Below are 21209 nucleotides of genomic sequence, written 5' to 3'. Positions count from 1 at the left end.
TCCTGGCCGGCACCGTGCCGGTCTGCTCAGCGAAGGAGGACCACATGTCCCTCTGGCTCATCCTCATCATCGTCGGCGTCGTCATGCTCGTGCTCGGCGTCGCGATCTCCGCCGCGAAGGTGCTGATCTGGATCGGCATCGCCCTCGTGGTGATCTCGCTGATCATGTCCCTGCTCAACCGGGGCAAGTCACGGGTGTAACCCCCACCGCCAGACGACGACGGCGCGGCCTCCCACGGGGAGGCCGCGCCGTCGTCGTTGCGGTCGGCGTCAGACCATGAACTCCGGCTCGTCCGCCTTCTCGACGTCGATCATCCGGGTGGGGATGCCCGGCTCGCCCTCGCTGAGCCGCCAGGCGTCGTAGGGCAGCTCCGCGCGCGAGGCCAGGTGGCGCCGCTGCGCCGCAGCCAGGGCGCCCGGCCCGCGGTGCTCCTCGACGATCTCCCCGTCGCGCACCAGCTCGACCTGCAGCGGCCGGGCGCCGACCCGGTCGAGCTCGGCCAGCCCCTGCTCGACGCTGCCGCAGGCGACGACGAGCTCCTCCACGGCCCGGCCCGCGCCGTCGCGCATCCGCCCGGCGACCTTGAGACCACCGACCGAGGCCTTGGACGCCGAGGCCTTGGCGACCTCCTCCATCCGGCCGGTGGCGTCCTCGCGGGCGACGAGCTTGTAGACGAGCTCGGCGGTGGGGTGGCCCGAGCCGGTGACGAGCTTGGTGCCCACCCCGTAGGAGTCGACCGGGGCGGCGCCCAGGGCGGCGATGGCGTACTCGTCGAGGTCGGAGGTGACGGTGATCTTGGTGCTCGTCGCGCCGAGCGCGTCGAGCTGCTGGCGCACGGTGAACGCCTGCGCCACGAGGTCGCCGGAGTCCAGGCGCACCGCGCCGAGCTCCCCGCCGGCCGCGCGCGCCGCCGCGACCGCCCGCGCGACGCCCCGCGGCACGTCGTAGGTGTCCACCAGCAGCGTGGTGCCCGGCCCCATCGTGGCGACCTGCGCGGCGAAGGCCGCCTCCTCGTCGTCGTGCACGAGGGTGAAGGAGTGGGCCGCGGTGCCGATGGCCCGGATGCCGTAGGAGCGCCCGCCCTCGAGCACGGACGTGCCGACGAACCCGCCGACGACGGCGGCCCGGGCGGCGCCCACCGCCGCCCACTCGTGGGTGCGGCGCGCGCCCATCTCCAGGCAGGGCCGGCCGTGGGCGGCCGTCGTCATCCGGGAGGCCGAGGCGGCCACGGCGCTGTCGTGGTTGAGGATGGACAGGATGACGGTCTCGAGGACGACGGCGTCGGCAAAGGTGCCCTGGACGGTGAGGATGGGGGAGCCCGGGAAGTAGCACTCGCCCTCGCCGTAGCCCAGGATCGAGCCGCGGAAGCGGTACTCGCGCAGGAAGTCCAGCGTCTCGTCGCCGACGATGCCCGCCCCGGCGAGGTAGTCGATCTCGGCGGGCCCGAACCGGAACGCCTCGACCGCGTCGAGCACGCGGGTGGTACCGGCGACCACGCCGTAGCGGCGCCCGCCGGGCAGGCGGCGGCTGAACACCTCGAAGACGCTGCGCCGCTGGGCGGTGCCCGAGCGCAGGGCGCCCTCGATCATGGTCAGCTCGTACATGTCGGTGAGCAACGCGGTGCTGGCTGGTGGCATGGGCCCACGGTAGTGGCGCCGGTGGGCCGCGCGCAGAGGCGGCCGCGGTGGTACGCCCCGCCGAGCCGACTCCCTACAGTGGAGGGCGTGAGTCCCGCCCCCGCCGTGCTGCCCCGACCCGGCACCGTCTCCGCCCCGGCCGAGCAGGAGGCGACGTCGTCGTCCCCGGCGGCGGTGCCCGACCGGGCCTGGCGCACCATCGTCTGGGACGACCCGGTCAACCTCATGAGCTACGTGACGTTCGTCTTCCAGACCTACTTCGGCTACGACGAGCCCACCGCCACCCGGCTGATGATGCAGGTGCACACCCAGGGCCGGGCGGTGGTCTCCCACGGCGCCCGCGAGCAGATGGAGGTGGACGTGCAGGCGATGCACTCCTACGGCCTGTGGGCCACCCTCGAGCAGGAGGGGCGGTAGGTGCACGCCTTCGTCCCGGTCCCCGGCGGCCACGCCGCCCGCCTCGAGCCCGCCGAGCGCACCGTCGTCGCCCGGCTGGTCGCCGACACCGCCGAGCTGCTCGGCACCCGGCTGACGGAGGCGGGCTCGGGCGCCCCGGCCCGGCCCGGCTCGCCGCTGCCCGAGGTGCTCTACGCCCAGGGCAGCCGCCTGACCGGCGACGACGCCGTGCTCGCCGCGCTCGACTTCGACCCCGCCGGCGACGCCGCCCCCGACGCCCCGAAGGACCCCGCCCTGGCCCGGCTGCTGCCGCCGATGAGCCACGACGACCCCGCCCTGTCCGCCGAGCTGCGGTCGCTGACCGAGGACGCGCTGCGCGCCGGGAAGGTCTCCCGGCTGGAGACGGTGTGGCGCGAGCTGTGCGTGCCGACCGGCCCGCAGGACGCCGTCGTCGTGCGCACCGGGCAGGAGGGCGCCTGGCTCGCGGCCCTGACCGACGTGCGGCTCGTGCTCGCCTCCCGCCTCGGCATCGAGGACGAGGACGACGCCGAGGAGGTCTACGCCCGCGCCCGCCGGCCCGGGCGGATGCGCCGGCGCGAGCGCACCGAGGACGACGAGGTCACCGACGCGCTGGCGACCATGTACGCCGCCTTGACATGGTGGCAGGAGTCACTCCTGGACTCGATGCGGCGGCGTCGGCCCGCGCACTAGGCTCCAACGCTGTGGACGATTCACCTATCGGAATATTCGACTCCGGGGTGGGCGGCCTGACGGTCGCCCGCGCGGTGATCGACCAGCTGCCCGGTGAGTCGATCCTCTACATCGGCGACACGGCCAACACCCCCTACGGCCCCAAGCCGATCGCCCAGGTGCGCGCCCTCGCCCTGGACGTCATGGACCGCCTGGTCCTCTCCGGCGTGAAGATGCTCGTCATCGCGTGCAACTCCGCCTCCGCCGCCGTGCTGGCCGACGCCCGCGAGCGCTACGCCATCGACGCCGGCGTGCCGGTGGTCGAGGTCATCCGGCCGGCCGTGCGCCGCGCCGTCGCCGCGACCCGCACCAACAAGGTCGGCGTCATCGGCACCCGCGCCACCATCGACTCGGGCGCCTACCGCGACGCCTTCGCCGCCGCCCCGCAGCTGGAGCTGACCATGGCCGCGGCGCCGAAGTTCGTCGAGTTCGTCGAGCGGGGGGTCACCTCCGGCCCCGAGGTGCTGCGCGCCGCCGAGGAGTACCTCGCCCCGGTGCGCGACGCCGGTGTGGACACCCTCGTCCTCGGCTGCACCCACTACCCGCTGCTCACCGGCGTCATCAGCTACGTCATGGGCGAGGACGTCACCCTGGTCTCCTCCGCCGAGGAGACCGCCAAGGACGTCTACCGCACTCTCGTCGCCCACGACCTCTCCCGCGACCCCGACGCCGGCCCGCCCGAGCACCGCTTCCTCGCCACCGGGGACCCCGGCTCCTTCGCCCGCCTGGCGCGCCGCTTTCTCGGCCCCGAGGTCGCCGCCGTCCAGCCGGCCGACCAGCTGGAGGGCGCGCGGTGAGGCTCACGGTCGTCGGCTGCTCGGGCTCGATGTCCGGGCCCGCCTCCGCGGCGTCGTGCTACCTCGTGCAGGCCGACGGCCCGGACGCCGAGGGCCGCACCCGCACCTGGTCCGTCGTGCTCGACCTCGGCCCCGGCGCCATGGGCGCCCTGATGAACCACGTCGACCCCGCCGCCGTCGACGTCCTGGCGCTGTCGCACCTGCACGCCGACCACATGGTCGACATCATCGGCATGCAGGTCTACCGCCGCTGGCACCCCGACGGCGCGCTCGACCCGCTGCCCGTGCACGCCCCCGCCGGCGCGCTCGAGCGGGTGCGCGGGGTGGGCGGGGACCCCGCCGAGGAGGACTACGCCGGCCAGTTCCGCTTCCTCGAGCACGCCCCGGGCCGGGTGGTCCAGGTCGGGCCGATGCGCCTGCAGGTCTTCCCCGTGCGCCACCCGGTGCCCGCGTACGGCATCCGGGTGACGGGCCCGAGCGACCGCGGCGCGGGCGAGGTGAGCCTCGCCTACACCGGCGACACCGACTCGTGCGACGGCCTCGTCGACCTCGCCCGGGACGCCGACCTGCTGCTCAGCGAGGCCGCGTTCCAGGAGGGCCGCGACACCGTGCGCGGCATCCACCTCACCGGCCGGCGCGCCGGGGAGGTCGCCGCGGCGGCCGGCGTGCGCCGCCTGGTGCTCACCCACCTGCAGCCGTGGACCGACCCGGAGGTCGTGCGCGCCGAGGCGCACGAGGTCTACGCCGGGCCGGTCGACCTCGCCGCGCCGGGCGCCACCTGGACCCTGTAGGCCGTCGCGGGCGGCGGCCCGTCCGCGGTCGCGCTCGACGGGGTCACCAGTCCGTCGGCCGGCTGTCCTTGCCGTCGAGCCAGAGGCGGTCGCCGGCGTCGCGGTGCGAGCCCGTCGACCCGACGTGCTTGGTGCTGATCCGGGCGCCCTTGGTGATGACGTGGACGAGGGCCATCGCGTGGCCGTGGCCGAGCCCGTAGGTCTCCTTGAGCCAGGAGGCGACGGGCGTGGCCTTGCTCCCGGGACCGAAGCCCTGCTCGTGGGCGAGGTCGATCAGCTGGCGCGGGGTCAGCCCGGTCTTCGTCTCGACGTTGTCGAGGTAGGCCTGGAAGGACATCAGCGGTTCTCCTGAGTCATGGGGTGGATCGGGCGGTGCCGATCTGACCGCGTCGGCCGGTTCGCCCGCCGACGCCCGCTCAGCCTCGTAGAGGCCGCAGCCACCCCACTAGGGTTTCGACATGGATCGAAAAGTCGTCGAGTTCCGGCTTGCGCCGGACGACCTCTCGGCGATCCGTTTCGGCGTCTCTCCCGGGCACGAGCTCGCGCACGCGGTGAGGGTGCTCGCGCAGCCGCACTACCACCCGCTCCAGTGGGGATGGCTGCGCCGCACGCGCGGACAGGTGCCCGCGGCCGCGTTCGAGCTCCTGGGCCTGCTGGTCGGCCCCGACGGGTACATGCCTGACTTCCTCACCTCGACACCGGAATGGGACCTCGGCCCGGACGAGGAGCTCGCGCGGCTGCGCGAGGCCGACCCCGGGCCCATGCGGGTGGACCTGCTCAAGCGCGTCGAACGCACCACGGGCGCCGAGCAGCGGGTGCTGCGCGCGATGGCCGACGACCCCGGACGGGCGCGGTCGGTCGTCGCCGACGCCTGGAAGCGGTGCTGGGACGCCCTGCTCGGTCCGTACTGGCCCCGGCTCGAGCGGATCCTTCGCGCCGACATCGGGGCGCGGTCGCGCCGCACGACGATCTACGGCGTCGGCGAGATGGTGGACAGCCTGCACGAGGGGGTGAGCTGGGCGCCGCACGCCGTCCGCGTGCGGCTCCGCCTGCACGAGGAGGTGCTGGACTGTGCCGGCAGCGGGCTGGTCCTGGCGCCCTCGGTCATGGCGCCTCGGTGCTCGGTCGTGACCGAGCCGCCCGCCCAGCCGACGCTGTTCTACCCCGCCCTCGGCGTCTCCGAGCGGTGGGCCGAGCCCGCCGTCGACATCGCCGGCGCGCTCAAGGCCCTGCTCGGGACAGGACGCGCCGGCGTGCTGCTCGCCCTGCGCGGACCGCTGTCGACCAGTGAGGTCGCCGCGGCCGAGGGACTGGCGGTCTCCACGGCCTCGCACCACCTGGCCCTCCTGCGCGCGGCGGGCCTGGTCGACTCCCGGCGGGAGGGCCCGCGGGTCGTTCACGTCCGCACCCCGCTCGGTGAAGCACTGACCGGCGGGCACGCCCCGTAGCGGCCGCGCCGTCCGGACGCCGCCCGGGCGGGCTCCTTGACCTCCGTGGTGGATTCTGCTGGGTTTGGCCCACCAGCACGTCGACGACGAGGTCGAGGGAGAAGCGCCGTGAAGGCTGTGAGGCTGCACGAGTACCAGCAGATGCCCACTCTGGACGAGGTGCCCGAGCCGGAGGTGCGCGGCCCCTGGGACGTGCTCGTCGAGGTCGGCGCGGCGGGGCTGTGCCGCACCGACCTGCACATCGTCGAGGGGCAGTGGGAGCCGATCCAGCATCCCCGCCTGCCCTACACCCTCGGCCACGAGAACGCCGGCTGGGTGCGGGCGGTGGGCTCGGCCGTCTCCAACGTGGCGGTGGGCGACACGGTGATCATGCACCCGCTGGTGACGTGCGGGCTGTGCCACGCCTGCCGGATCGGGCAGGACTCCCACTGCGAGAACGCCACGTTCCCCGGCCTCAACGTCGACGGCGGCATGGCGCAGTACATGCTCACCAACGCCCGCGCCGTCGTGAAGCTCGACCCCGCGCTGCAGCCGCGCGACGTCGCCGCCCTCGCCGACGCCGGCCTGACCGCCTACCACGCCGTGCGCAAGGCCGCGCCGCGGCTGCGGCCGGGCACCCACGTGGTGAGCATCGGCGCCGGCGGCCTCGGCCACATCGGCATCCAGTCCCTCGCGGCGCTGACCACCGCCCACATCACCGTGGTCGACCGCTCCGAGGAGGCGCTGGCGCTGGCCCGCTCGCTCGGGGCCCACGAGACCGTCCTCGCCCGCGACGACGCCCAGGTCGCGGACGCGGTGCGCGAGGTCACCGACGGCGGGGCGCACGTCGTCCTCGACTTCGTCGGCGAGCACGGCACCGAGCTGCTCGGCCCCCAGCTGCTGCGCAACCGCGGCGACTACTTCGTCATCGGCTACGGCGGCACCGTGCGGCTGAACACCATCGACATCATCTCCCGGGAGATCAACGTCGTCGGGAACCTCGTGGGCACCTACGACGACCTCGTCGAGCTCATGACGCTCACCGCTGAGGGGCGCATCACACTTCACACCCAGACCTACGAGCTCGACGCCTTCGCCGACGCCATGCACGACCTCGACCAGGGCCGCCTCGTGGGCCGGGGGATCCTCGTCCCGTCCCGGTAGAAACCCGGGAAAGTCGCGGCCCGTCCCGCCCGCCGCCGGGCAGGTCCGCCCTGGCCGCCACGCTCCTCGTCCCCGCGCAAGCCACGCGCCCGGGCCGGGCCGCGCGCCCGGTCCACCCGTCGGCCCGCCGGTTCGCCGCGCGCCGGGCGTGGGTAGCCTGGCGGCATGAGCGAGGTTGACCCCACGTCCGCACCCGCGCCCGCCGCCCCGGCCGCCGAGAGCGCCCGTGGGGCCGCCCGGCACGAGATCCCCGAGGCGATGCGCCGGGACGTGCGCCTGCTCGGCGGGCTGCTCGGCGAGGTGCTGCGCGAGTACGGCCGCCCGGGCCTGTACGAGGACGTCGAGCGGCTGCGCGCGCTGGCCATCACGGCCCTCGAGGAGCCTGGCGGCGAGCACCTCGCGGCCGCCGAGGAGCTCGTGGAGTCCTTCACCACCGAGCGGGCCGAGGAGGTCGCCCGCGCGTTTACGTGCTACTTCCACCTGACCAACCTCGCCGAGGAGCTGCACCGGGTGCGGACGCTGCGCGCCCGCGAGGGCGAGGTGCCCCTGACCGAGCAGCGCCCCTCGGACTCCGTCGCCGCCGCGCTGACCCACCTCGCCGCCGAGGTCGGCGAGGAGGAGGCCCGGCGCCGCCTGGCGCGCATGCGCTTCCACCCGGTCCTGACCGCCCACCCGACCGAGGCGCGGCGCAACGCCGTGGCGAGCAGCATCCGGCGCGTCACCGAGCTGATGTCCGAGCGCGACGACCCGCGGTGGGGCCCGGGCGCCCTGGAGGAGAACCGCCGCCAGCTGCTCGCCGAGATCGACAACCTCTGGCGCACCGCCCAGCTGCGCCCGTCCAACCCCTCCCCGCTGGACGAGGTGCGCACCTCCCTGGCCGTGTTCGACACCTCGCTCTTCGACGTCTTCGCGCGGGTCTACCGCCGCCTGGACGACTGGCTGCTGGGGGAGGACCGCGGCCGGCGGGCGCCCCTGGCCCCGGCGTTCGTGCGCCTGGGCACCTGGATCGGCGGGGACCGGGACGGCAACCCCAACGTCACCGCCGCCATCACCCGGCAGGCGGCCGCGCAGGCCTCGGAGCGGATCCTCAGCGGGCTCGAGCGCGTGGCCCGCGAGGTGGCGCTCGAGCTGACCCTGGACGACCGGTTCACCCCGCCCAGCGCCGACCTCACCGCCCTGTGGAACCGCCAGCGCCAGCTCTCCCCGGAGCTCGCCGCGCAGGCCGCCGCGCACTCGCCGGGGGAGAGTCACCGCCAGGTGCTCCTCGTCGTCGCCGAGCGCATCGCCGCCACCCGCCGTCGCGACGCCGACCTCGCCTACGCCGGCGCGGACGACCTGCGCGCCGAGCTCGGCGTCGTCCAGGACTCCCTGGTGGCCGCCGGCGCCAGCCGGGCCGCCTACGGCAACCTCCAGGAGCTCATCTGGCGGGTGGAGACCTTCGGCTTCCACCTGTCCCAGCTGGAGGTGCGCCAGCACTCCAAGGTGCACGCCCAGACCCTGGCGTGGCTGGACGACCCGTCCTCGGTGAGCGCCCCGGCGGTCCCGCCCGAAGAGGTCCTCGACACCTTCCGGGCGATCGCCGCCGTCCAGGCCCGCCACGGCGTCGAGGCGTGCCGGCGCTACATCGTCTCCTTCACCAAGTCCGCGCAGCACCTCGCCGACGTGTACACCCTCGCCGAGCGGGCGCTCGGCCCCGGCCAGGCGCCGGTGCTCGACGTCATCCCGCTGTTCGAGACCTTCGAGGACCTCCAGAACGCCCCGCGCATCCTCGACGAGATGCTCTCCCTTCCGTGGGTGCAGCGGCGGCTGGAGCAGACCGGCCGGCAGGTCGAGGTCATGCTCGGCTACTCCGACTCCGCCAAGGACGTCGGCCCGGTCTCGGCCACCCTGGCCCTGTACGAGGCGCAGCAGCGCATCGCGGAGTGGGCCGAGGCCAACGACATCCGCCTGACCCAGTTCCACGGCCGCGGCGGGGCGCTGGGCCGCGGCGGCGGCCCGGCCAACCGGGCGATCCTCGCCCAGCCGCCGCACTCGGTGGACCTGCGGTTCAAGGTCACCGAGCAGGGCGAGGTCATCAACGCCCGCTACGGCAACCCCGACATCGCCGTCCGGCACATCGAGCAGGTGGCGGCCGCGACGCTCATGGCCTCGGCGCCCTCGATCGAGCGGCGCAACGCCGAGGCGGCCCGCCGCTACGCCGGGCTGGCCGAGCACCTCGACGCCACCTCCCGCGAGCGGTTCTTCTCGCTCATCCACGCCGACGGCTTCGCCCCGTGGTTCGCCGAGGTCACCCCGCAGGAGGAGATCGGGCTGCTCGCCATCGGCTCGCGCCCGTCCCGGCGCGGGCTGAGCGTGGAGTCGCTGGAGGACCTGCGGGCCATCCCGTGGAACTTCGCCTGGACCCAGGCGCGCATCAACCTCACCGGCTGGTACGGCCTCGGCTCGGCGCTGGAGGAGGTAGACGACCTCGACCTGCTGCGCACCGCCTACGCCGAGTGGCCGCTCTTCGGCACGATGATCGACAACGTCGAGATGTCGCTGGCCAAGACCGACCCGCGCATCGCCCGCCGCTACCTCGAGCTGGGCGACCGGCCGGACCTGGCCGAGCAGGTCCTCGCCGAGCTCGACCTGACCACCAAGTGGGTGCTGGCCATCACCGACCACACCCGCCTGCTCGAGGGGCACCGGGTGCTCGGCCGCGCCGTCCAGCTGCGCAACCCCTACGTCGACGCGCTCTCGCTGCTGCAGCTGCGCGCGCTGCGGGTGCTGCGCGACTCCTCCTGCGAGCTCAGCGAGACCGAGGTGGAGGACCAGCAGCGGCTGCTGCTGCTCACCCTCAAGGGCGTCGCCGCCGGCCTGCAGAACACCGGCTGACCCGCCCCGCCCCACCCGGCGAGACGTCATCTCGGTCGCGAGGCGTCATCTTGGTCGCGAGGCGTCATCTCGGTCGCGAGGCGTCATCTCGGTCGCGAGACGTCATCTCGCGCATGACGCGACAGCGGTGACGACGGCGCCCTCTCCCGCCGGGGAGGGGGCGCCGTCGTCGTTGCCGCCGGCGCCACCCGGAGGTGGTGCGGCCCGGCGGCCGGGGGATCGGCCGCTAGCTCAGCGGCGCGGGTGCGTGCGCGCTGAGGTAGCGACGCCCGCCGAGCACGATCGCCGCGCCGACCAGCACGAGCGCCGCGGTGACCAGGTAGGTGACCGACGCGCCGAACACCTCACCGATGCGGGTGGCGGCGAAGGGCGCGACCGCGCCGCCGAGCCAGCGGACGAAGTTGTAGCCCGCGGAGGCCACGGGGCGCGGGGCGTCCGAGACCGACATCGCCAGCTCGGTGTACAGCGTGTTGTTGACCCCGAGCAGCGCCCCGGAGGCGACGGTGAGGGCGACGACGACGGGCGCCGACCGGCCGGCCGCCGCCGCGTAGCCCGCCATGACCAGCGCCAGCAGCACGAGCACCGTGGAGAGGGTGCGCACCGTGCCGAAGCGGGCCTGCACCCGCGGGGCGACGATCACCGAGAAGATGGCCACCATGACGCCCCAGCCCACGAACACCGCGCCGATGCCGTAGGCGTCCATGCCCAGCACGAACGGGGTGAAGGCGAGGATCGTGAAGAACCCGTAGTTGTAGAAGATCGCGCTGCCGGCGGCGGTGCGCAGCCCCTTGTGGCCCAGCGCCAGCAGCGGGTCGCGCAGCCGGGTCCGCACCGCCGGCGCGGGCGTGCGCGGCAGCAGCGTGACCAGGGCCAGGAAGGCCGCGGCCATGAGGGTGGCGGTGCCGAAGAAGGGCGCGCGCCACTGCCACCCGCCCAGCAGGGCGCCCAGCAGCGGGCCGAGCGCCATGCCCACTCCCATCGCGGCCTCGTAGAGGATGATCGCCGTCGAGGCCCCGCCGCTGGCCACGCCGACGATGACGGCGAGCGCGGTGGCCACGAACAGGGCGTTGCCCAGCCCCCAGCCGGCCCGGAAACCGACGAGCGCGTCGACGCTGCCCGCCGTGCCGGCCAGGGTGGCGAAGACGACGATGACCGCCAGGCCCACCAGCAGCGTCCGCTTGCCCCCGATGCGCGTCGAGACGAACCCGGTCAGGAGCATCGCGAACGCGTTCACGGTGAAGTAGCTGGTGAACAGCAGGGACACCTGGCTCGGGCTGGCGTCGAGGTTCGCCGCGATCGCCGGCAGGATCGGGTCGACCAGGCCGATGCCCATGAACGCGAAGGCCGCGGCCAGCGCCGTCGCCCACACCGCCTTGGGCTGCTTGCGCAGCGAGGCCTTCTCCTGCTCGCCGATGGTGACGGCCGCCCCGGCCGCGGGCGCCGCCCCGGTCGCCGTCCCGACGTCGGGCCCCAGCTGCCGCCCGTCGACGTCCGTGTCCAGCGTGCCCACCATGCCGTCCTTCACCGCGCGGTCCTTCCTGCCTCAGCCGTCCGCTCCCGTCCCGGCCCCTCGCGCAGGCTCTGCCCCAGCGAGACGTCGAACCGCTCGAGCGCCCGCAGCCCCGCCGCGATGGCGTCCCGGTCGGCCGCCGGGAGCCGGCCGAGCTCGGCGGCCACCGCCTCGCTGCGCCGGCGGTTCTCCCGCTCCCGCACCTCGTCCCCGGCGGACGTCAGGTGCACCAGCACCGCGCGGGCGTCCGAGGGGTCGGGGGAGCGCTGGACCAGGCCCGCCTTCTCGAGCCGGATGATCTGCTCGGTCGCGCTGGGCACCTTGACGCCGAGGCGGCGCGCCACGGCGTTGACCCGCAGCGGACCGGCGGCGAGGGCGTTGAGCAGCGAGAGGTGCGAGGAGCTCACGCCGCTGTCGAGGTCGAGCGAGCGCATGAGGAAGACGGCGTCGCGCAGCACGGCGCGGAACTGGTCCGCGAGGCGCAGCAGGTCGTCGGGGTCGGACGGGGGCATAGTTAGGCACCCTAATAGAAAGGGTGCCTAACGAACAAGGCGGCGAGGGTGTCGGAGGCGCCGGGTAGCCTCGGTGGCATGAGCTCTCAGACCCCACCGACCGCCACCACGCTGCGCGCCGACGGACGCCGGCCCGACGAGTTGCGCGAGGTCCGCATCACCCGGGGGTGGCTGGACGCCGCCGAGGGCAGCGTGCTCGTGGAGTTCGGTCGCACGCGCGTGCTGTGCGCGGCCTCCTTCACCGAGGGGGTGCCGCGCTGGCGGCAGGGCTCGGGCGAGGGCTGGGTGACGGCCGAGTACGCGATGCTGCCGCGCGCCACCTCCACCCGCAGCCAGCGCGAGTCGGTCAAGGGCCGCGTCGGCGGGCGCACCCACGAGATCTCGCGCCTGATCGGCCGCTCGCTGCGCGCCATCATCGACGTCTCCGCCCTGGGGGAGAACACCATCGTCCTCGACTGCGACGTGCTCCAGGCCGACGGCGGCACCCGCACCGCCGCGATCACCGGGGCCTACGTCGCCCTCGCCGACGCCGTCGCGTGGGGCACCGCCAAGGGCCTCATCACCCCGAAGGCCTCCAAGCCCGTGCTCACCGACTCGGTCGCCGCCGTGTCCGTCGGCATCATCGACGGCCGGCCGGTGCTGGACCTGCCCTACGAGGAGGACGTGCGGGCCGAGACGGACATGAACGTCGTCGTCACCGGCTCGGGGGACTTCGTCGAGGTGCAGGGCACAGCGGAGGGGGCGCCGTTCAACCGCGGCGAGCTCGACGCCCTGCTCGACCTCGCCGTCGTCGGCACCGCCCAGCTGCGCCAGCTGCAGGCCGACGCCCTCGCCCGGGCGCTGGAGCGTCGCGCGTGACCCCGGCGCCCCCCGGCACCCGGCTGGTACTGGCCACCCACAACCTCCACAAGGTGCGCGAGCTGCGCGACATCCTCGCCCCGCAGCTGCCCGGGCTCGACCCCGAGTCCGTCGTCGGGGCCAAGGACCTCGGCGCCGCCGAGCCGGTCGAGGACGGGGTGACGTTCGCCGAGAACGCCCTGATCAAGGCCCGGGCGCTGGCTGCCGCGAGCGGGCTGCCCGCGGTCGCCGACGACTCCGGGCTGTGCGTGGACGTCCTCGGCGGGGCGCCGGGGGTCTTCTCCGCCCGGTGGTCCGGCCGGCACGGCGACGACCGGGCCAACCTCGAGCTGCTCCTCGCCCAGCTCGCCGACGTGCCCGCCCCGCACCGCGGCGCCCACTTCGCCTGCGCGGCGGCGCTGGTGACGCCGGCGGGCCTCGAGGTCGTCGAGGAGGGGCACATGCCCGGGGTGCTGCTCACCGCGCCGCGCGGCTCGGGCGGCTTCGGCTACGACCCGATCCTGCAGCCGGCGGGGGAGACGCGCTCCGCCGCCGAGCTCAGCGCCGAGGAGAAGAACGCCATCAGCCACCGGGGCAAGGCGTTCCGAGCGCTGGCGCCGCACATCGTCGCGGCCCTGGGGTAGGCGGGGCAGGCGGGGTCACCGCGCGGCCGGGACTCCGGTCCCTCTCGCCGGCCGCGGGGGGCGCGTTGACTGGTTCCAGCGCCGCACCGGCGCGGACCATCGGGCCTCTGCGCGAGGCCCCGCGATCAGAGGTGAACCCCCATGACGCAGACCCTCCCCACCACGCCCACCACCCCCGCGGCCCCGGAGCGGATGCGGGCCGCCGTCGTCCGCGAGCTCGGCGCGCCACTGAGCGTGGACACCGTCGAGGTGCCCACGCCTGGCCCGTTCGAGGCGCTGGTCAAGGTCGAGTACACGGGCGTGTGCCACACCGACCTCCACGCCGCCCACGGCGACTGGCCGGTCAAGCCGGCCCCGCCGTTCATCCCCGGCCACGAGGGCGCCGGCACGGTGGTCGCCGTCGGCGAGGCCGTCACCCGGGTGCGCGTGGGCGAGCGGGTCGGCAACGCCTGGCTCGCCAGCGCCTGCGGGGAGTGCGAGTACTGCGAGACCGGCTGGGAGACCCTGTGCCCCCGCCAGCAGAACAGCGGCTACTCGGTGGACGGCTCCTTCGGCCAGTACATGCTCGTCGACTCGCGCTACTGCCCGATCATCCCCGACGGCGTCGACCTCGCCGCTGTCGCCCCGATCCTGTGCGCCGGGGTCACGGTGTACAAGGGTCTGAAGATGACCGACACCCGCCCCGGCCAGTGGGTGCTCGTCTCCGGCATCGGCGGCCTGGGCCACATCGCCGTCCAGTACGCCGTCGCCATGGGCCTGCGGGTCGCGGCGATCGACGTCGACGACGCCAAGCTCGACCTCGCCCGCCGGCACGGCGCGGAGGTCACCGTCAACGCCCGCACCGTCGAGGACCCCGCCGCGGCGCTCACCGCCCAGACCGGCGGCGTGCACGGCGCCCTCGTCACGGCCGTCAACGCCCACGCCTTCCCGCAGGCCGTGGCCGCGCTGCGGCGCGGCGGCACGGTGTCGCTGGTGGGCCTGCCCCCGGAGCAGTTCCCGCTGGACATCTTCACCACGGTGCTGTTCGGGCTGACCGTGCGCGGCTCGATCGTCGGCACCCGCAAGGACATGGAGGAGGCGCTGGACTTCTTCGCCCGCGGCAAGGTGACCCCGACGTTCACCACCCGCCCGCTGGCGGAGATCAACGACATCTTCACCGAGATGGAGGAGGGGCGCATCGACGGCCGCATCGTCATGACGATGGGCGAGTGACCCTCGCCCGGGCCCGCAGAGCCGTCAGGCCTGCGGGCCCGGGCGCGCCGGTCAGAGGTAACGGCCCTGCCGCTCCCGGCGGCGCTGGACCACCTCGGGCACGACCCGCCACCCGATGAGGAGGATCGCCAGCACGACGGCGGTGACCAGCGGGAAGGCGCCGGACACCCCGCCGCCGGTGGCCCACCGCAGCGCGAGGCCCACCACCGTGGTCACGGCCCAGACCACCACCCCGGTGGGCCACAGGATGGTCGGGACGTCGCGGGTGCCGGGGATGATCCACGCCACGACGAGCCCGACGATGAAGGGCCATGCCGTGCCGGGGTAGCCGGACAGCGGCGAGCCGTGCGAGAGCATGCCGACGAGCGCGAAGACGAGCACGCACAGCACGTCGATGCCGAACCACCGCCACGGGTTGGTGGCGCTGTCGGCCACGGGCTCCGGATCGGTCTCCATCAGCGCAACCTCCCCAGGTGAGCCAGGGCCTGCCGCAGCAGGCTCGCGTGTCCTTCGCTCAGGTCCCCGATGACCTCGGGGGTCAGCGCCTCGGCGGGGGTCAGCCAGGTCAGCTCGAGGGTGTCGTGGCTGGGCCGGCAGTCCCCGACGACCGGGACGACGTAGGCGAGCGAGACGGCGTGCTGGCGCGGATCGTAGAACGGGCTGCCGGGGGTGGGGAAGTACTCCCCGACGGCGTAGGGCACCGGCGAGACGGGCAGCCGCGGCAGCGCCATCGGCCCGAGGTCCTTCTCCAGGTGGCGCGCCAGCGCCTCGCGGATCGTCTCGTGGAAGAGCACCCGCCCGGAGACCAGCGCGCGGGAGATGGTGCCCGCGGCGGTGGCCCGCAGCAGCAGCCCGACCTCCTCGAGGTCGCCGTGGGAGTCCACCCGCACGGGCAGGGCGTCGATGTAGAGGATGGGCACCTTGCGGCGCACCATGGCCAGGTCGTCGGGCGACAGCCAGGGGCCGAGGTCGCCGCTCGCGATTTCGCTCACCCTCTGTTTCTATCGCGCCGGGGCGCCCCGCGCGACGTCGCCTCGCGGGCCCGGGTCCGTCGTCGTCCCCGCGCGACGACGCCGGCGCCACCGCCGGCCCGTCATCGCCACCGCGCGCCGGCCGCGGGGCAGACGACGACGGCGGCACCCGCCTGAGCGGGCACCGCCGTCGTGGTCGTGCGAGGTGCTTACTCGACCGTGATCGCGCGCAGCACGTCCACCCGGCTGGCCCGGCGGGCCGGACCCACCGCGGCGAGCACGCCCACGATGGCCGCCACGACGAGGTAGATCGCCAGGGTGGGGACCGGGACGCTGAGCGAGGTGATCCCCGAGTCGCTCAGTGACCGCGCCAGGGCGACGCCGGCGGCGGTGCCAAGGACGACGCCGGTCACGGCGCCGAGCAGGGCCATGAGCACGGACTCGCGGCGCACCACCGCACGCACCTGACGCTTGGTCGCACCCACCGCCCGCATGAGGCCCAGCTCCCGGGTCCGCTCGACCACGGAGAGGATGAGCGTGTTGACGATGCCGAGCACCGCGACGATGACCGCGAGCAGGAGCAGCGCGGTGACGATCCCGAGCATCTGGTCGACCTGCGCCCGCGCGTCGGCGGTGAGGTCGTCGGCGTCCTGGACGTTGACGTTCGGGTAGGCGGCGAGCGCGTCGCTCACCGTGTCCTTGCCGGTCCCCTCGCCGGTCGTGGTGAGGAGGATGGCCGAGTCGAGCCGGGAGGTGACGTTCGCGGCGTAGTCCTCCATGGCGACGAGGTAGGCGGAGCCGACGAGGTCGTCGCCGTCGAAGGTGGCCGCCACGTCCAGGTCCACCGGACCGGTCTCGGGGAAGGTGACCGTGATGCTGTCGCCCGGCTTCAGGCCGAAGGCCTTGGCCTGGTCGGTGCCCAGGAGCATGGTGCCCGGGCGGAAGTCGGCCAGCGTGCCGGCGGTGATGCCGAGGTCGGCCACCTCCTCGATGCCCTCGATGTCCGTGCCGGCCACGAAGGTGTTCGCGTCCTGCACCCGGGCGCCGGAGAAGCGCAGCTCCACCACGGTGTCGACGGCGTCGTGCTCGCGCAGCACCAGGGCGACCTCGGGGCTGATCCCGCTGCCCTGGCCGAGCGGCTTGAGGAGGAGGTCCGAGCGCATGCCGCCCCCCACCATGCCCTCGATGGAGTCCTTGGCCGACTCAGCGGTCACGGCGACGGCGGAGACCACGGTCAGGCCGATGGTCAGGGCCAGCGCGGTCGCGGCCGCCCGCTGCGGCGCACGGGCGATGTTGCGGGCGGCGAGCCGCCAGCCGCCGCCCTGCCGGCCACGGCCGGCCAGCGCGGCCATGCCGCGGGCGAGCAGCGGGCCCGACGCCACCAGGCCGGCGAACGCGGCCAGGGCCGCGACGGCGGTGAGGATCGGCTGGTCGCGCACGGCCGCGGCGGCGACGAGCCCGCCGAGCCCGGCGAGCAGCAGCACGACGCCGACGACGCGTCGGACGGTGCCGATGCTGCTGGCCGTGGGCAGGGCCTCGCGCAGCGCCTCCACCGGGGCGACGCGGGTGGCGGACAAGGACGGGACCACCGCGGCGATCACCGTGACGACGACGCCGACCAGCAGCGACGCGACGATGGTGCGCGGCTCGACGGCCGCGGAGGTGGTCGGCACCTCGATGCCGACGAAGGCGAGCATCTCGCGGATGCCGACGGCGAGACCGACGCCGGCCGCCAGGCCCAGGCCGGAGGAGACGAGTCCGATGACGCCGGCCTCGACGATCAGCCCGCCGAGCACCTGGCTGCGCTTGGCACCGACGGCCCGCAGCAGGGCGACCTCGCGGCGGCGTTGGGCGACGATGACGTTGAAGGTGTTCCAGATGACGAAGGAGCCGACGAGGAGGGAGACCCCGGCGAAGGCGAGCAGGATGTTGGTGAACACGCCCAGGCCCTCGCGGACGGCGGCGGAGCCCTCCTCGGCGAGCTTCTCGCCGGTCAGCGCCTCGGTGCCGGCCGGCAGGACGGCGGCGACGTCGGCCCGCAGGTCGTCGGCATCGATGCCGTCGGCGGCGGCGATGTTGATCTGGTCGACCTTGCCGGTCTTGCCGAGCAGCTCCTGGGCGGTGGCCATCTCGAAGGAGGCCATGGTGGCCCCGGCCAGGCTGTCGGTCTCGCCGAAGCCCGTGATGCCCACGAGGGTGAAGGCCTTCGGGCCGCCCTCGAGGATGACGGTGACCTCGTCGCCGACGGCGAGGCCGGCCTTCTCGGCCGTCGCGGCGTCGATCGCGACCTCGTCCGCGGCGGTCGGTGCCTCGCCGGAGCGGTAGGAGAAGCTGCCCATGAGCAGCGGGTTCGCCGGGGCGTTGGCGCCGAGGGTGGGCGCGCCGCCGGGCTGGATCGGCTCGCCGTCCTTGTCGAGGACGAGGGCGAAGCCGGTGAGGCTGCCCTCGACCGCGGCCACGCCGGGCACGTCGGCGACGGTCTCGATCAGGTCGTCGTCGAGCGGGCGGAGCTGGCCCTGGGTGGTGATGTCGGTGTAGGCGGCCTTGGTGCGCACCGCGACGTCGGTGCCCTTGGTCAGGCCGGCGTAGAGCTCGTCGAACGCCTTGCTCATCGTGTCCGAGAGCACGAACGTGCCCGAGACGAAGGCGACGCCGACGGTGACGCTCAGGACGGTGAGGAGCAGGCGCAGCTTGTGCGCGAGGAGGCTGCGCAGGGAGACCTTGAACATCGTCAGTCACCCAGCCGCTTCATGGTCTCGAGCACGTCGTCGCGGGTGGGGGCGGCGAGCTCTTCGACGACGGCGCCGTCGACCAGGAAGATCACCCGGTCGGCGTAGGAGGCGGCGACCGGGTCGTGGGTGACCATGACAACCGTCTGGCGCAGCTCGTCGACGGCGGTGCGCAGGAACCTGAGCAGCTCGGTGCCGGTCTTGGAGTCCAGGGCGCCGGTCGGCTCGTCACCGAAGACCACCTCGGGCCGGGAGACGAGGGCGCGGGCGACGGCGACGCGCTGTTGCTGGCCGCCGGACAGCTGGGAGGGGCGGTGGCCCAGCCGGTCGCCGAGCTTGAGCGTGGAGACCACGGTGTCCATCCAGGCCCGGTCGAGCTTGCGGCCGGCCAGGTCGGCCGGGAGGGAGATGTTCTCCGCGGCGGTCAGGGTCGGCAGCAGGTTGAAGGCCTGGAAGACGAAGCCGAGCCGGTCCCGGCGCAGCACGGTGCGCTCGGCGTCGGAGAGCGTGGCGAGGTCGGTGCCGCCGATGAAGGCCTGGCCGGAGCTGAGGGTGTCGAGGCCGGCGAGGCAGTGCATGAGGGTGGACTTGCCCGAGCCGGAGGGGCCCATGATGGCGGTGAAGGCGCCGGCGTCGAAGGTGACGCTGACGTCGTCGAGCGCGACGACGCTGGAGTCGCCGGTGCCGTACTCCTTGCGGGCGTGGAGGACTCGGGCGGCGACGTCGCGCGACGTCGCCGGCGCCTCGGTGAGCATGGTCTCGGTCATGGAGGGCTTCCTTGTTCGCAGGGGGTGGTGCAGGAAGGACGAGGGGGGCGCCCGACAGGAGGGACGGGCGCCGGTCGTAAAACTAGGGGCGGTCCGGGGTTGGGCGGCTCAGCGGCGAGGCGGATCTTCTCCGCGGCGTCTCGGCCGTGAGGAGTAGAGGCGTCTCCACCACCGGGACGAGCGCTGTGACGTGGCGCACGGGGTGGGCGCTCGCGCTCATCGCCGCCGAGGGGGTCGAGGGGCTGAGCATGCGTAGCCTCGCCGCGGAGCCAGGGGTGTCGACGATGACGCCTCTGCTCGTCCTTCCCCGACCGGGCAGCGCTGCTGGACGGGGGAGCCCAGTCGTCCACGCCGAGATCGACGCGCCGAAGGGCGCAGGCGGGCGGTCCGCCCGAGCCCGGGGCGCCGTCGGCGGAGACGGTGGGCAAGCTCCTGCGGAACCTCGCGGAGGTGGGGCCGCTGCCCGCCAAGCTCGACGACGCCGGCGAGCTCGCCTACGGGCTGGATCTCACGCTGGACGGGTTCATGGGGCAGCCCGCGACGTGACGACGCGCCACGCGCGGAGCCGGTGCATCCGCCAGGTCGGCGGCGCGCAGCCGACGCGCCAGGGTGGTGCGCGAGAGGGGACTCGAACCCCTACGCCCGAAGGCACCAGGACCTAAACCTGGCGCGGCTGCCAATTACGCCACTCGCGCTCGGCCCTCAGCCTATCGGGACGGTGGCGGATGGTCGGTGACCGCCCGCCCGGCGAGCGCGGGGCGCGTGCCGGCCCGACGCGAGGGTCGGTGACCGGCGGGGCGGGGTCAGTCCGTGGCCTTGTATTCGTTGCCGTGCGAGACCAGCGCCCAGATGACGAAGGTGTCCAGGGCGATGATCGTCAGCGACCAGATCGGGTAGTACGGGATGAACGTGAAGTTGGCGATCGCACTGAGCACGGCGAGCACGACGGCGACGACGCGCGCCCACTCCTGCCCGGTGAGCAGGGCGATGCCCGCGAGGAGCACGATGACGCCGAGGGCGATGTGGATCCACCCCCACGTCGTGGTGTTCACGGTGATGAGGTAGTTCGGGGTGCTCAGGTAGAACGTGCGCTCGAAGAGGGCCACCAGCCCCGCGAAGATGTGGAACGCACCCACCATGATCATCATGACGCCGGCGAAGGTGATCAGGCCGGTCGCCCAGGCGGTCGCCCGCTCGGACGGTGCGGGGGGCTGCGCGGGGGCCTGGTACTGCGACGTGGTCTGCTCGCCCATGGTCGGTCCCTTCCTCGGGTGGCCGGGTCGGCCGCGTGACGGTCGCCCGGGACCCGGCCCCGTGCCGGGCCCGTCGGCACGACCCATCGTCGGGAGCGGCCGGGGCGGGCAGCATCACCCCTCGGGGGTGAGACCGGCAGGGGTGCGACAGCGGCCGGGCGTCAGTGGGCGGGCTCACCCGGCACGGGGGATCCGTCGTGCCCCCAGGGCGCGCACCCTGGGTAGCGGGTTGCTTGCGGGTGGCGCGGCCTCCCTGCCGGCGCCGCGAGACGGGCTGGCGACCGGTCCCGAGCAGGAAGCACGCGCCATGAACCGGGAGACGTTCGAGATCCGCCTGAACGGCGCGGCGGACGCGGTCCGGCCGGCCTGCGGCCCGGGCATGACGGTCGTGTGGATCCCGCCGCAGACGATGCTGACGACCGCGCCGGTGGACCAGGCCGGCCTGCACGAGCTCCTGCGGCGGCTCACGGACTTCGGCATCGAGCTGCTCGAGCTGGGACCTGCGGCGGGGGCGGATGCCGCGCCGTCCGTGACGAAGGCAGCGGCTGTTCATACCGGGGTCGGTGTTCTCAGTGAGGTGGGCGACGCCGGCGGTCGCGTCGAGGTCCGTGGCCCGGGTCGGGTCTCCTACGAGATTCGCGTCGGCGGCGCGCCGAGCCCGGCCGTGCTCGCTGCCCTCCACCAGCGCGCGACCACGGTGCCCGGGCACCTCGTCGTCGTGGCAGAGGCGGAGGCGGGGAGCCTCGTCGACGTCCTGAGGGCGCTCACGGTCCCTGGCGTCGAGGTCGAGAGCGTACGCGTCACCGGCACCGGGGTCGCAGGCACTGACGCCCGGGCAGACCTTGCGGGAGGTTCGGCAGCGCCCAGGAGGGGCGAGGCCGGGGCTCGCGGTGATCACCCGGTCACCTCACGGTGATCACGCGGTGACGACCCGGGAC

At 74.3% G+C, this 21209-nt stretch carries 22 protein-coding genes and 1 tRNA gene; 13 read left to right on the top strand and 10 right to left on the bottom strand.

Annotated elements, in window-relative coordinates; all coding sequences use genetic code 11:
• Positions 1-44 precede the first annotated feature (44 nt).
• The gene (locus GD970_RS21530; protein ID WP_170297274.1) at positions 45-200 is read left to right on the top strand and encodes a hypothetical protein; all 156 of its coding nucleotides are present in this window, start codon (positions 45-47) and stop codon (positions 198-200) included.
• A gap of 69 nt (positions 201-269) precedes the next feature.
• Here the strand turns inward: GD970_RS21530 and GD970_RS06960 are convergent, their stop codons facing one another.
• The gene (locus GD970_RS06960) at positions 270-1637 is read right to left on the bottom strand and encodes a nicotinate phosphoribosyltransferase (protein WP_152202164.1); all 1368 of its coding nucleotides are present in this window, start codon (positions 1635-1637) and stop codon (positions 270-272) included.
• 87 nt (positions 1638-1724) lie between these two features.
• On the opposite strand from GD970_RS06960, the gene clpS reads away from it, so the two are divergent.
• The 4 genes from clpS to GD970_RS06940 are packed head-to-tail and all read left to right on the top strand — an operon-like array spanning position 1725 to position 4371.
• The gene (gene clpS / locus GD970_RS06955; protein WP_152202163.1) at positions 1725-2054 is read left to right on the top strand and encodes an ATP-dependent Clp protease adapter ClpS; all 330 of its coding nucleotides are present in this window, start codon (positions 1725-1727) and stop codon (positions 2052-2054) included.
• On the top strand, positions 2055-2744 hold the full coding sequence (locus GD970_RS06950) for a DUF2017 family protein (RefSeq protein ID WP_152202162.1): 690 nt from the start codon (positions 2055-2057) through the stop codon (positions 2742-2744).
• An 11-nt stretch (positions 2745-2755) separates the two neighbouring features.
• The gene (murI, locus tag GD970_RS06945; RefSeq protein ID WP_152202161.1) at positions 2756-3580 is read left to right on the top strand and encodes a glutamate racemase; all 825 of its coding nucleotides are present in this window, start codon (positions 2756-2758) and stop codon (positions 3578-3580) included.
• A complete protein-coding gene (locus GD970_RS06940; RefSeq protein ID WP_152202160.1) occupies positions 3577-4371 on the top strand; it encodes an MBL fold metallo-hydrolase in 795 nt (264 codons plus the stop codon). The genes murI and GD970_RS06940 overlap by 4 nt, the downstream gene beginning before the upstream one ends.
• A gap of 43 nt (positions 4372-4414) precedes the next feature.
• Here GD970_RS06940 and GD970_RS06935 read toward each other — a convergent pair whose 3' ends face one another.
• Complete coding sequence (locus GD970_RS06935; protein ID WP_152202159.1) at positions 4415-4708, bottom strand: DUF4287 domain-containing protein; 294 nt, start codon at positions 4706-4708, stop codon at positions 4415-4417.
• A 121-nt stretch (positions 4709-4829) separates the two neighbouring features.
• Between GD970_RS06935 and GD970_RS06930 the strand changes: the two genes are divergently transcribed.
• From GD970_RS06930 to GD970_RS06920, 3 genes are all read left to right on the top strand, one after another.
• Complete coding sequence (locus GD970_RS06930) at positions 4830-5819, top strand: ArsR/SmtB family transcription factor (protein ID WP_152202158.1); 990 nt, start codon at positions 4830-4832, stop codon at positions 5817-5819.
• Between the two features lie 108 nt (positions 5820-5927).
• A complete protein-coding gene (locus tag GD970_RS06925) occupies positions 5928-6962 on the top strand; it encodes an NAD(P)-dependent alcohol dehydrogenase (RefSeq protein ID WP_152202157.1) in 1035 nt (344 codons plus the stop codon).
• A 165-nt stretch (positions 6963-7127) separates the two neighbouring features.
• Positions 7128-9836 (top strand): phosphoenolpyruvate carboxylase, encoded by a 2709-nt coding sequence (locus GD970_RS06920; protein WP_152202156.1) that lies wholly within the window; start codon positions 7128-7130, stop codon positions 9834-9836.
• Positions 9837-10062: 226 nt separating this feature from the next.
• Here GD970_RS06920 and GD970_RS06915 read toward each other — a convergent pair whose 3' ends face one another.
• Positions 10063-11349 (bottom strand): MFS transporter, encoded by a 1287-nt coding sequence (locus tag GD970_RS06915; RefSeq protein ID WP_152202220.1) that lies wholly within the window; start codon positions 11347-11349, stop codon positions 10063-10065.
• 8 nt (positions 11350-11357) lie between these two features.
• Entirely contained in the window at positions 11358-11858 is a 501-nt protein-coding gene (locus GD970_RS06910; protein ID WP_152202155.1) for a MarR family winged helix-turn-helix transcriptional regulator, read from the bottom strand.
• 78 nt (positions 11859-11936) lie between these two features.
• On the opposite strand from GD970_RS06910, the gene rph reads away from it, so the two are divergent.
• From rph to adhP, 3 genes are all read left to right on the top strand, one after another.
• Positions 11937-12716, top strand: coding sequence for a ribonuclease PH (gene rph / locus GD970_RS06905; RefSeq protein WP_152202154.1), 780 nt, complete (start codon positions 11937-11939; stop codon positions 12714-12716).
• Positions 12713-13339: an RdgB/HAM1 family non-canonical purine NTP pyrophosphatase gene (gene rdgB, locus GD970_RS06900; RefSeq protein ID WP_152202153.1), complete on the top strand. Its 627-nt coding sequence runs from the start codon at positions 12713-12715 to the stop codon at positions 13337-13339. Before rph ends, rdgB begins: the two co-directional genes overlap by 4 nt.
• 141 nt (positions 13340-13480) lie before the next feature.
• Positions 13481-14551, top strand: coding sequence for an alcohol dehydrogenase AdhP (gene adhP / locus GD970_RS06895; protein ID WP_452179194.1), 1071 nt, complete (start codon positions 13481-13483; stop codon positions 14549-14551).
• A 51-nt stretch (positions 14552-14602) separates the two neighbouring features.
• On the opposite strand, the gene GD970_RS06890 is transcribed toward adhP, so the two are convergent.
• From GD970_RS06890 to GD970_RS06875, 4 genes are all read right to left on the bottom strand, one after another.
• Positions 14603-15007: a DUF3054 domain-containing protein gene (locus GD970_RS06890; protein ID WP_152202152.1), complete on the bottom strand. Its 405-nt coding sequence runs from the start codon at positions 15005-15007 to the stop codon at positions 14603-14605.
• Positions 15007-15543, bottom strand: coding sequence for an NUDIX hydrolase family protein (locus GD970_RS06885; RefSeq protein ID WP_152202151.1), 537 nt, complete (start codon positions 15541-15543; stop codon positions 15007-15009). Before GD970_RS06885 ends, GD970_RS06890 begins: the two co-directional genes overlap by 1 nt.
• A gap of 188 nt (positions 15544-15731) precedes the next feature.
• On the bottom strand, positions 15732-18251 hold the full coding sequence (locus GD970_RS06880; protein ID WP_152202150.1) for an ABC transporter permease: 2520 nt from the start codon (positions 18249-18251) through the stop codon (positions 15732-15734).
• Positions 18252-18253: 2 nt separating this feature from the next.
• The gene (locus GD970_RS06875) at positions 18254-19018 is read right to left on the bottom strand and encodes an ABC transporter ATP-binding protein (RefSeq protein ID WP_152202149.1); all 765 of its coding nucleotides are present in this window, start codon (positions 19016-19018) and stop codon (positions 18254-18256) included.
• 420 nt (positions 19019-19438) lie between these two features.
• Here GD970_RS06875 and GD970_RS22455 point away from each other — a divergent pair, with 420 nt between their 5' ends.
• Entirely contained in the window at positions 19439-19564 is a 126-nt protein-coding gene (locus GD970_RS22455) for a hypothetical protein (RefSeq protein ID WP_264372232.1), read from the top strand.
• A 64-nt stretch (positions 19565-19628) separates the two neighbouring features.
• Here the strand turns inward: GD970_RS22455 and GD970_RS06870 are convergent.
• Both GD970_RS06870 and GD970_RS06865 read right to left on the bottom strand, forming a co-directional pair.
• Positions 19629-19713 (bottom strand) — tRNA-Leu (locus GD970_RS06870).
• 108 nt (positions 19714-19821) lie between these two features.
• Positions 19822-20271: a DUF7144 family membrane protein gene (locus GD970_RS06865; RefSeq protein ID WP_226925206.1), complete on the bottom strand. Its 450-nt coding sequence runs from the start codon at positions 20269-20271 to the stop codon at positions 19822-19824.
• A 307-nt stretch (positions 20272-20578) separates the two neighbouring features.
• Between GD970_RS06865 and GD970_RS06860 the strand changes: the two genes are divergently transcribed.
• Entirely contained in the window at positions 20579-21187 is a 609-nt protein-coding gene (locus GD970_RS06860; RefSeq protein ID WP_152202148.1) for a hypothetical protein, read from the top strand.
• The last annotated feature ends 22 nt before the right edge of the window (positions 21188-21209 follow it).

This window comes from Georgenia thermotolerans, assembly GCF_009193185.1.
GTDB lineage: Bacteria > Actinomycetota > Actinomycetes > Actinomycetales > Actinomycetaceae > Georgenia > Georgenia thermotolerans.
The sequence above is the reverse complement of the archived record's forward strand: the minus strand, read 5'-3'. Positions and strand labels throughout refer to the sequence as shown.

Coding starts and splice junctions, on each gene's coding strand:
- GD970_RS06930 (WP_152202158.1), top strand. CDS start 4,830: ATGGATCGAAAAGTCGTCGAGTTCCGGCTTGCGCCGGACGACCTCTCG.
- rph (WP_152202154.1), top strand. CDS start 11,937: ATGAGCTCTCAGACCCCACCGACCGCCACCACGCTGCGCGCCGACGGA.
- GD970_RS21530 (WP_170297274.1), top strand. CDS start 45: ATGTCCCTCTGGCTCATCCTCATCATCGTCGGCGTCGTCATGCTCGTG.
- GD970_RS06920 (WP_152202156.1), top strand. CDS start 7,128: ATGAGCGAGGTTGACCCCACGTCCGCACCCGCGCCCGCCGCCCCGGCC.
- GD970_RS06910 (WP_152202155.1), bottom strand. CDS start 11,858: ATGCCCCCGTCCGACCCCGACGACCTGCTGCGCCTCGCGGACCAGTTC.
- GD970_RS06890 (WP_152202152.1), bottom strand. CDS start 15,007: ATGGAGACCGATCCGGAGCCCGTGGCCGACAGCGCCACCAACCCGTGG.
- GD970_RS06880 (WP_152202150.1), bottom strand. CDS start 18,251: ATGTTCAAGGTCTCCCTGCGCAGCCTCCTCGCGCACAAGCTGCGCCTG.
- GD970_RS06860 (WP_152202148.1), top strand. CDS start 20,579: ATGAACCGGGAGACGTTCGAGATCCGCCTGAACGGCGCGGCGGACGCG.
- GD970_RS06935 (WP_152202159.1), bottom strand. CDS start 4,708: ATGTCCTTCCAGGCCTACCTCGACAACGTCGAGACGAAGACCGGGCTG.
- adhP (WP_452179194.1), top strand. CDS start 13,481: ATGACGCAGACCCTCCCCACCACGCCCACCACCCCCGCGGCCCCGGAG.
- GD970_RS06915 (WP_152202220.1), bottom strand. CDS start 11,349: ATGGTGGGCACGCTGGACACGGACGTCGACGGGCGGCAGCTGGGGCCC.
- GD970_RS06865 (WP_226925206.1), bottom strand. CDS start 20,271: ATGGGCGAGCAGACCACGTCGCAGTACCAGGCCCCCGCGCAGCCCCCC.
- GD970_RS06960 (WP_152202164.1), bottom strand. CDS start 1,637: ATGCCACCAGCCAGCACCGCGTTGCTCACCGACATGTACGAGCTGACC.
- GD970_RS06875 (WP_152202149.1), bottom strand. CDS start 19,018: ATGACCGAGACCATGCTCACCGAGGCGCCGGCGACGTCGCGCGACGTC.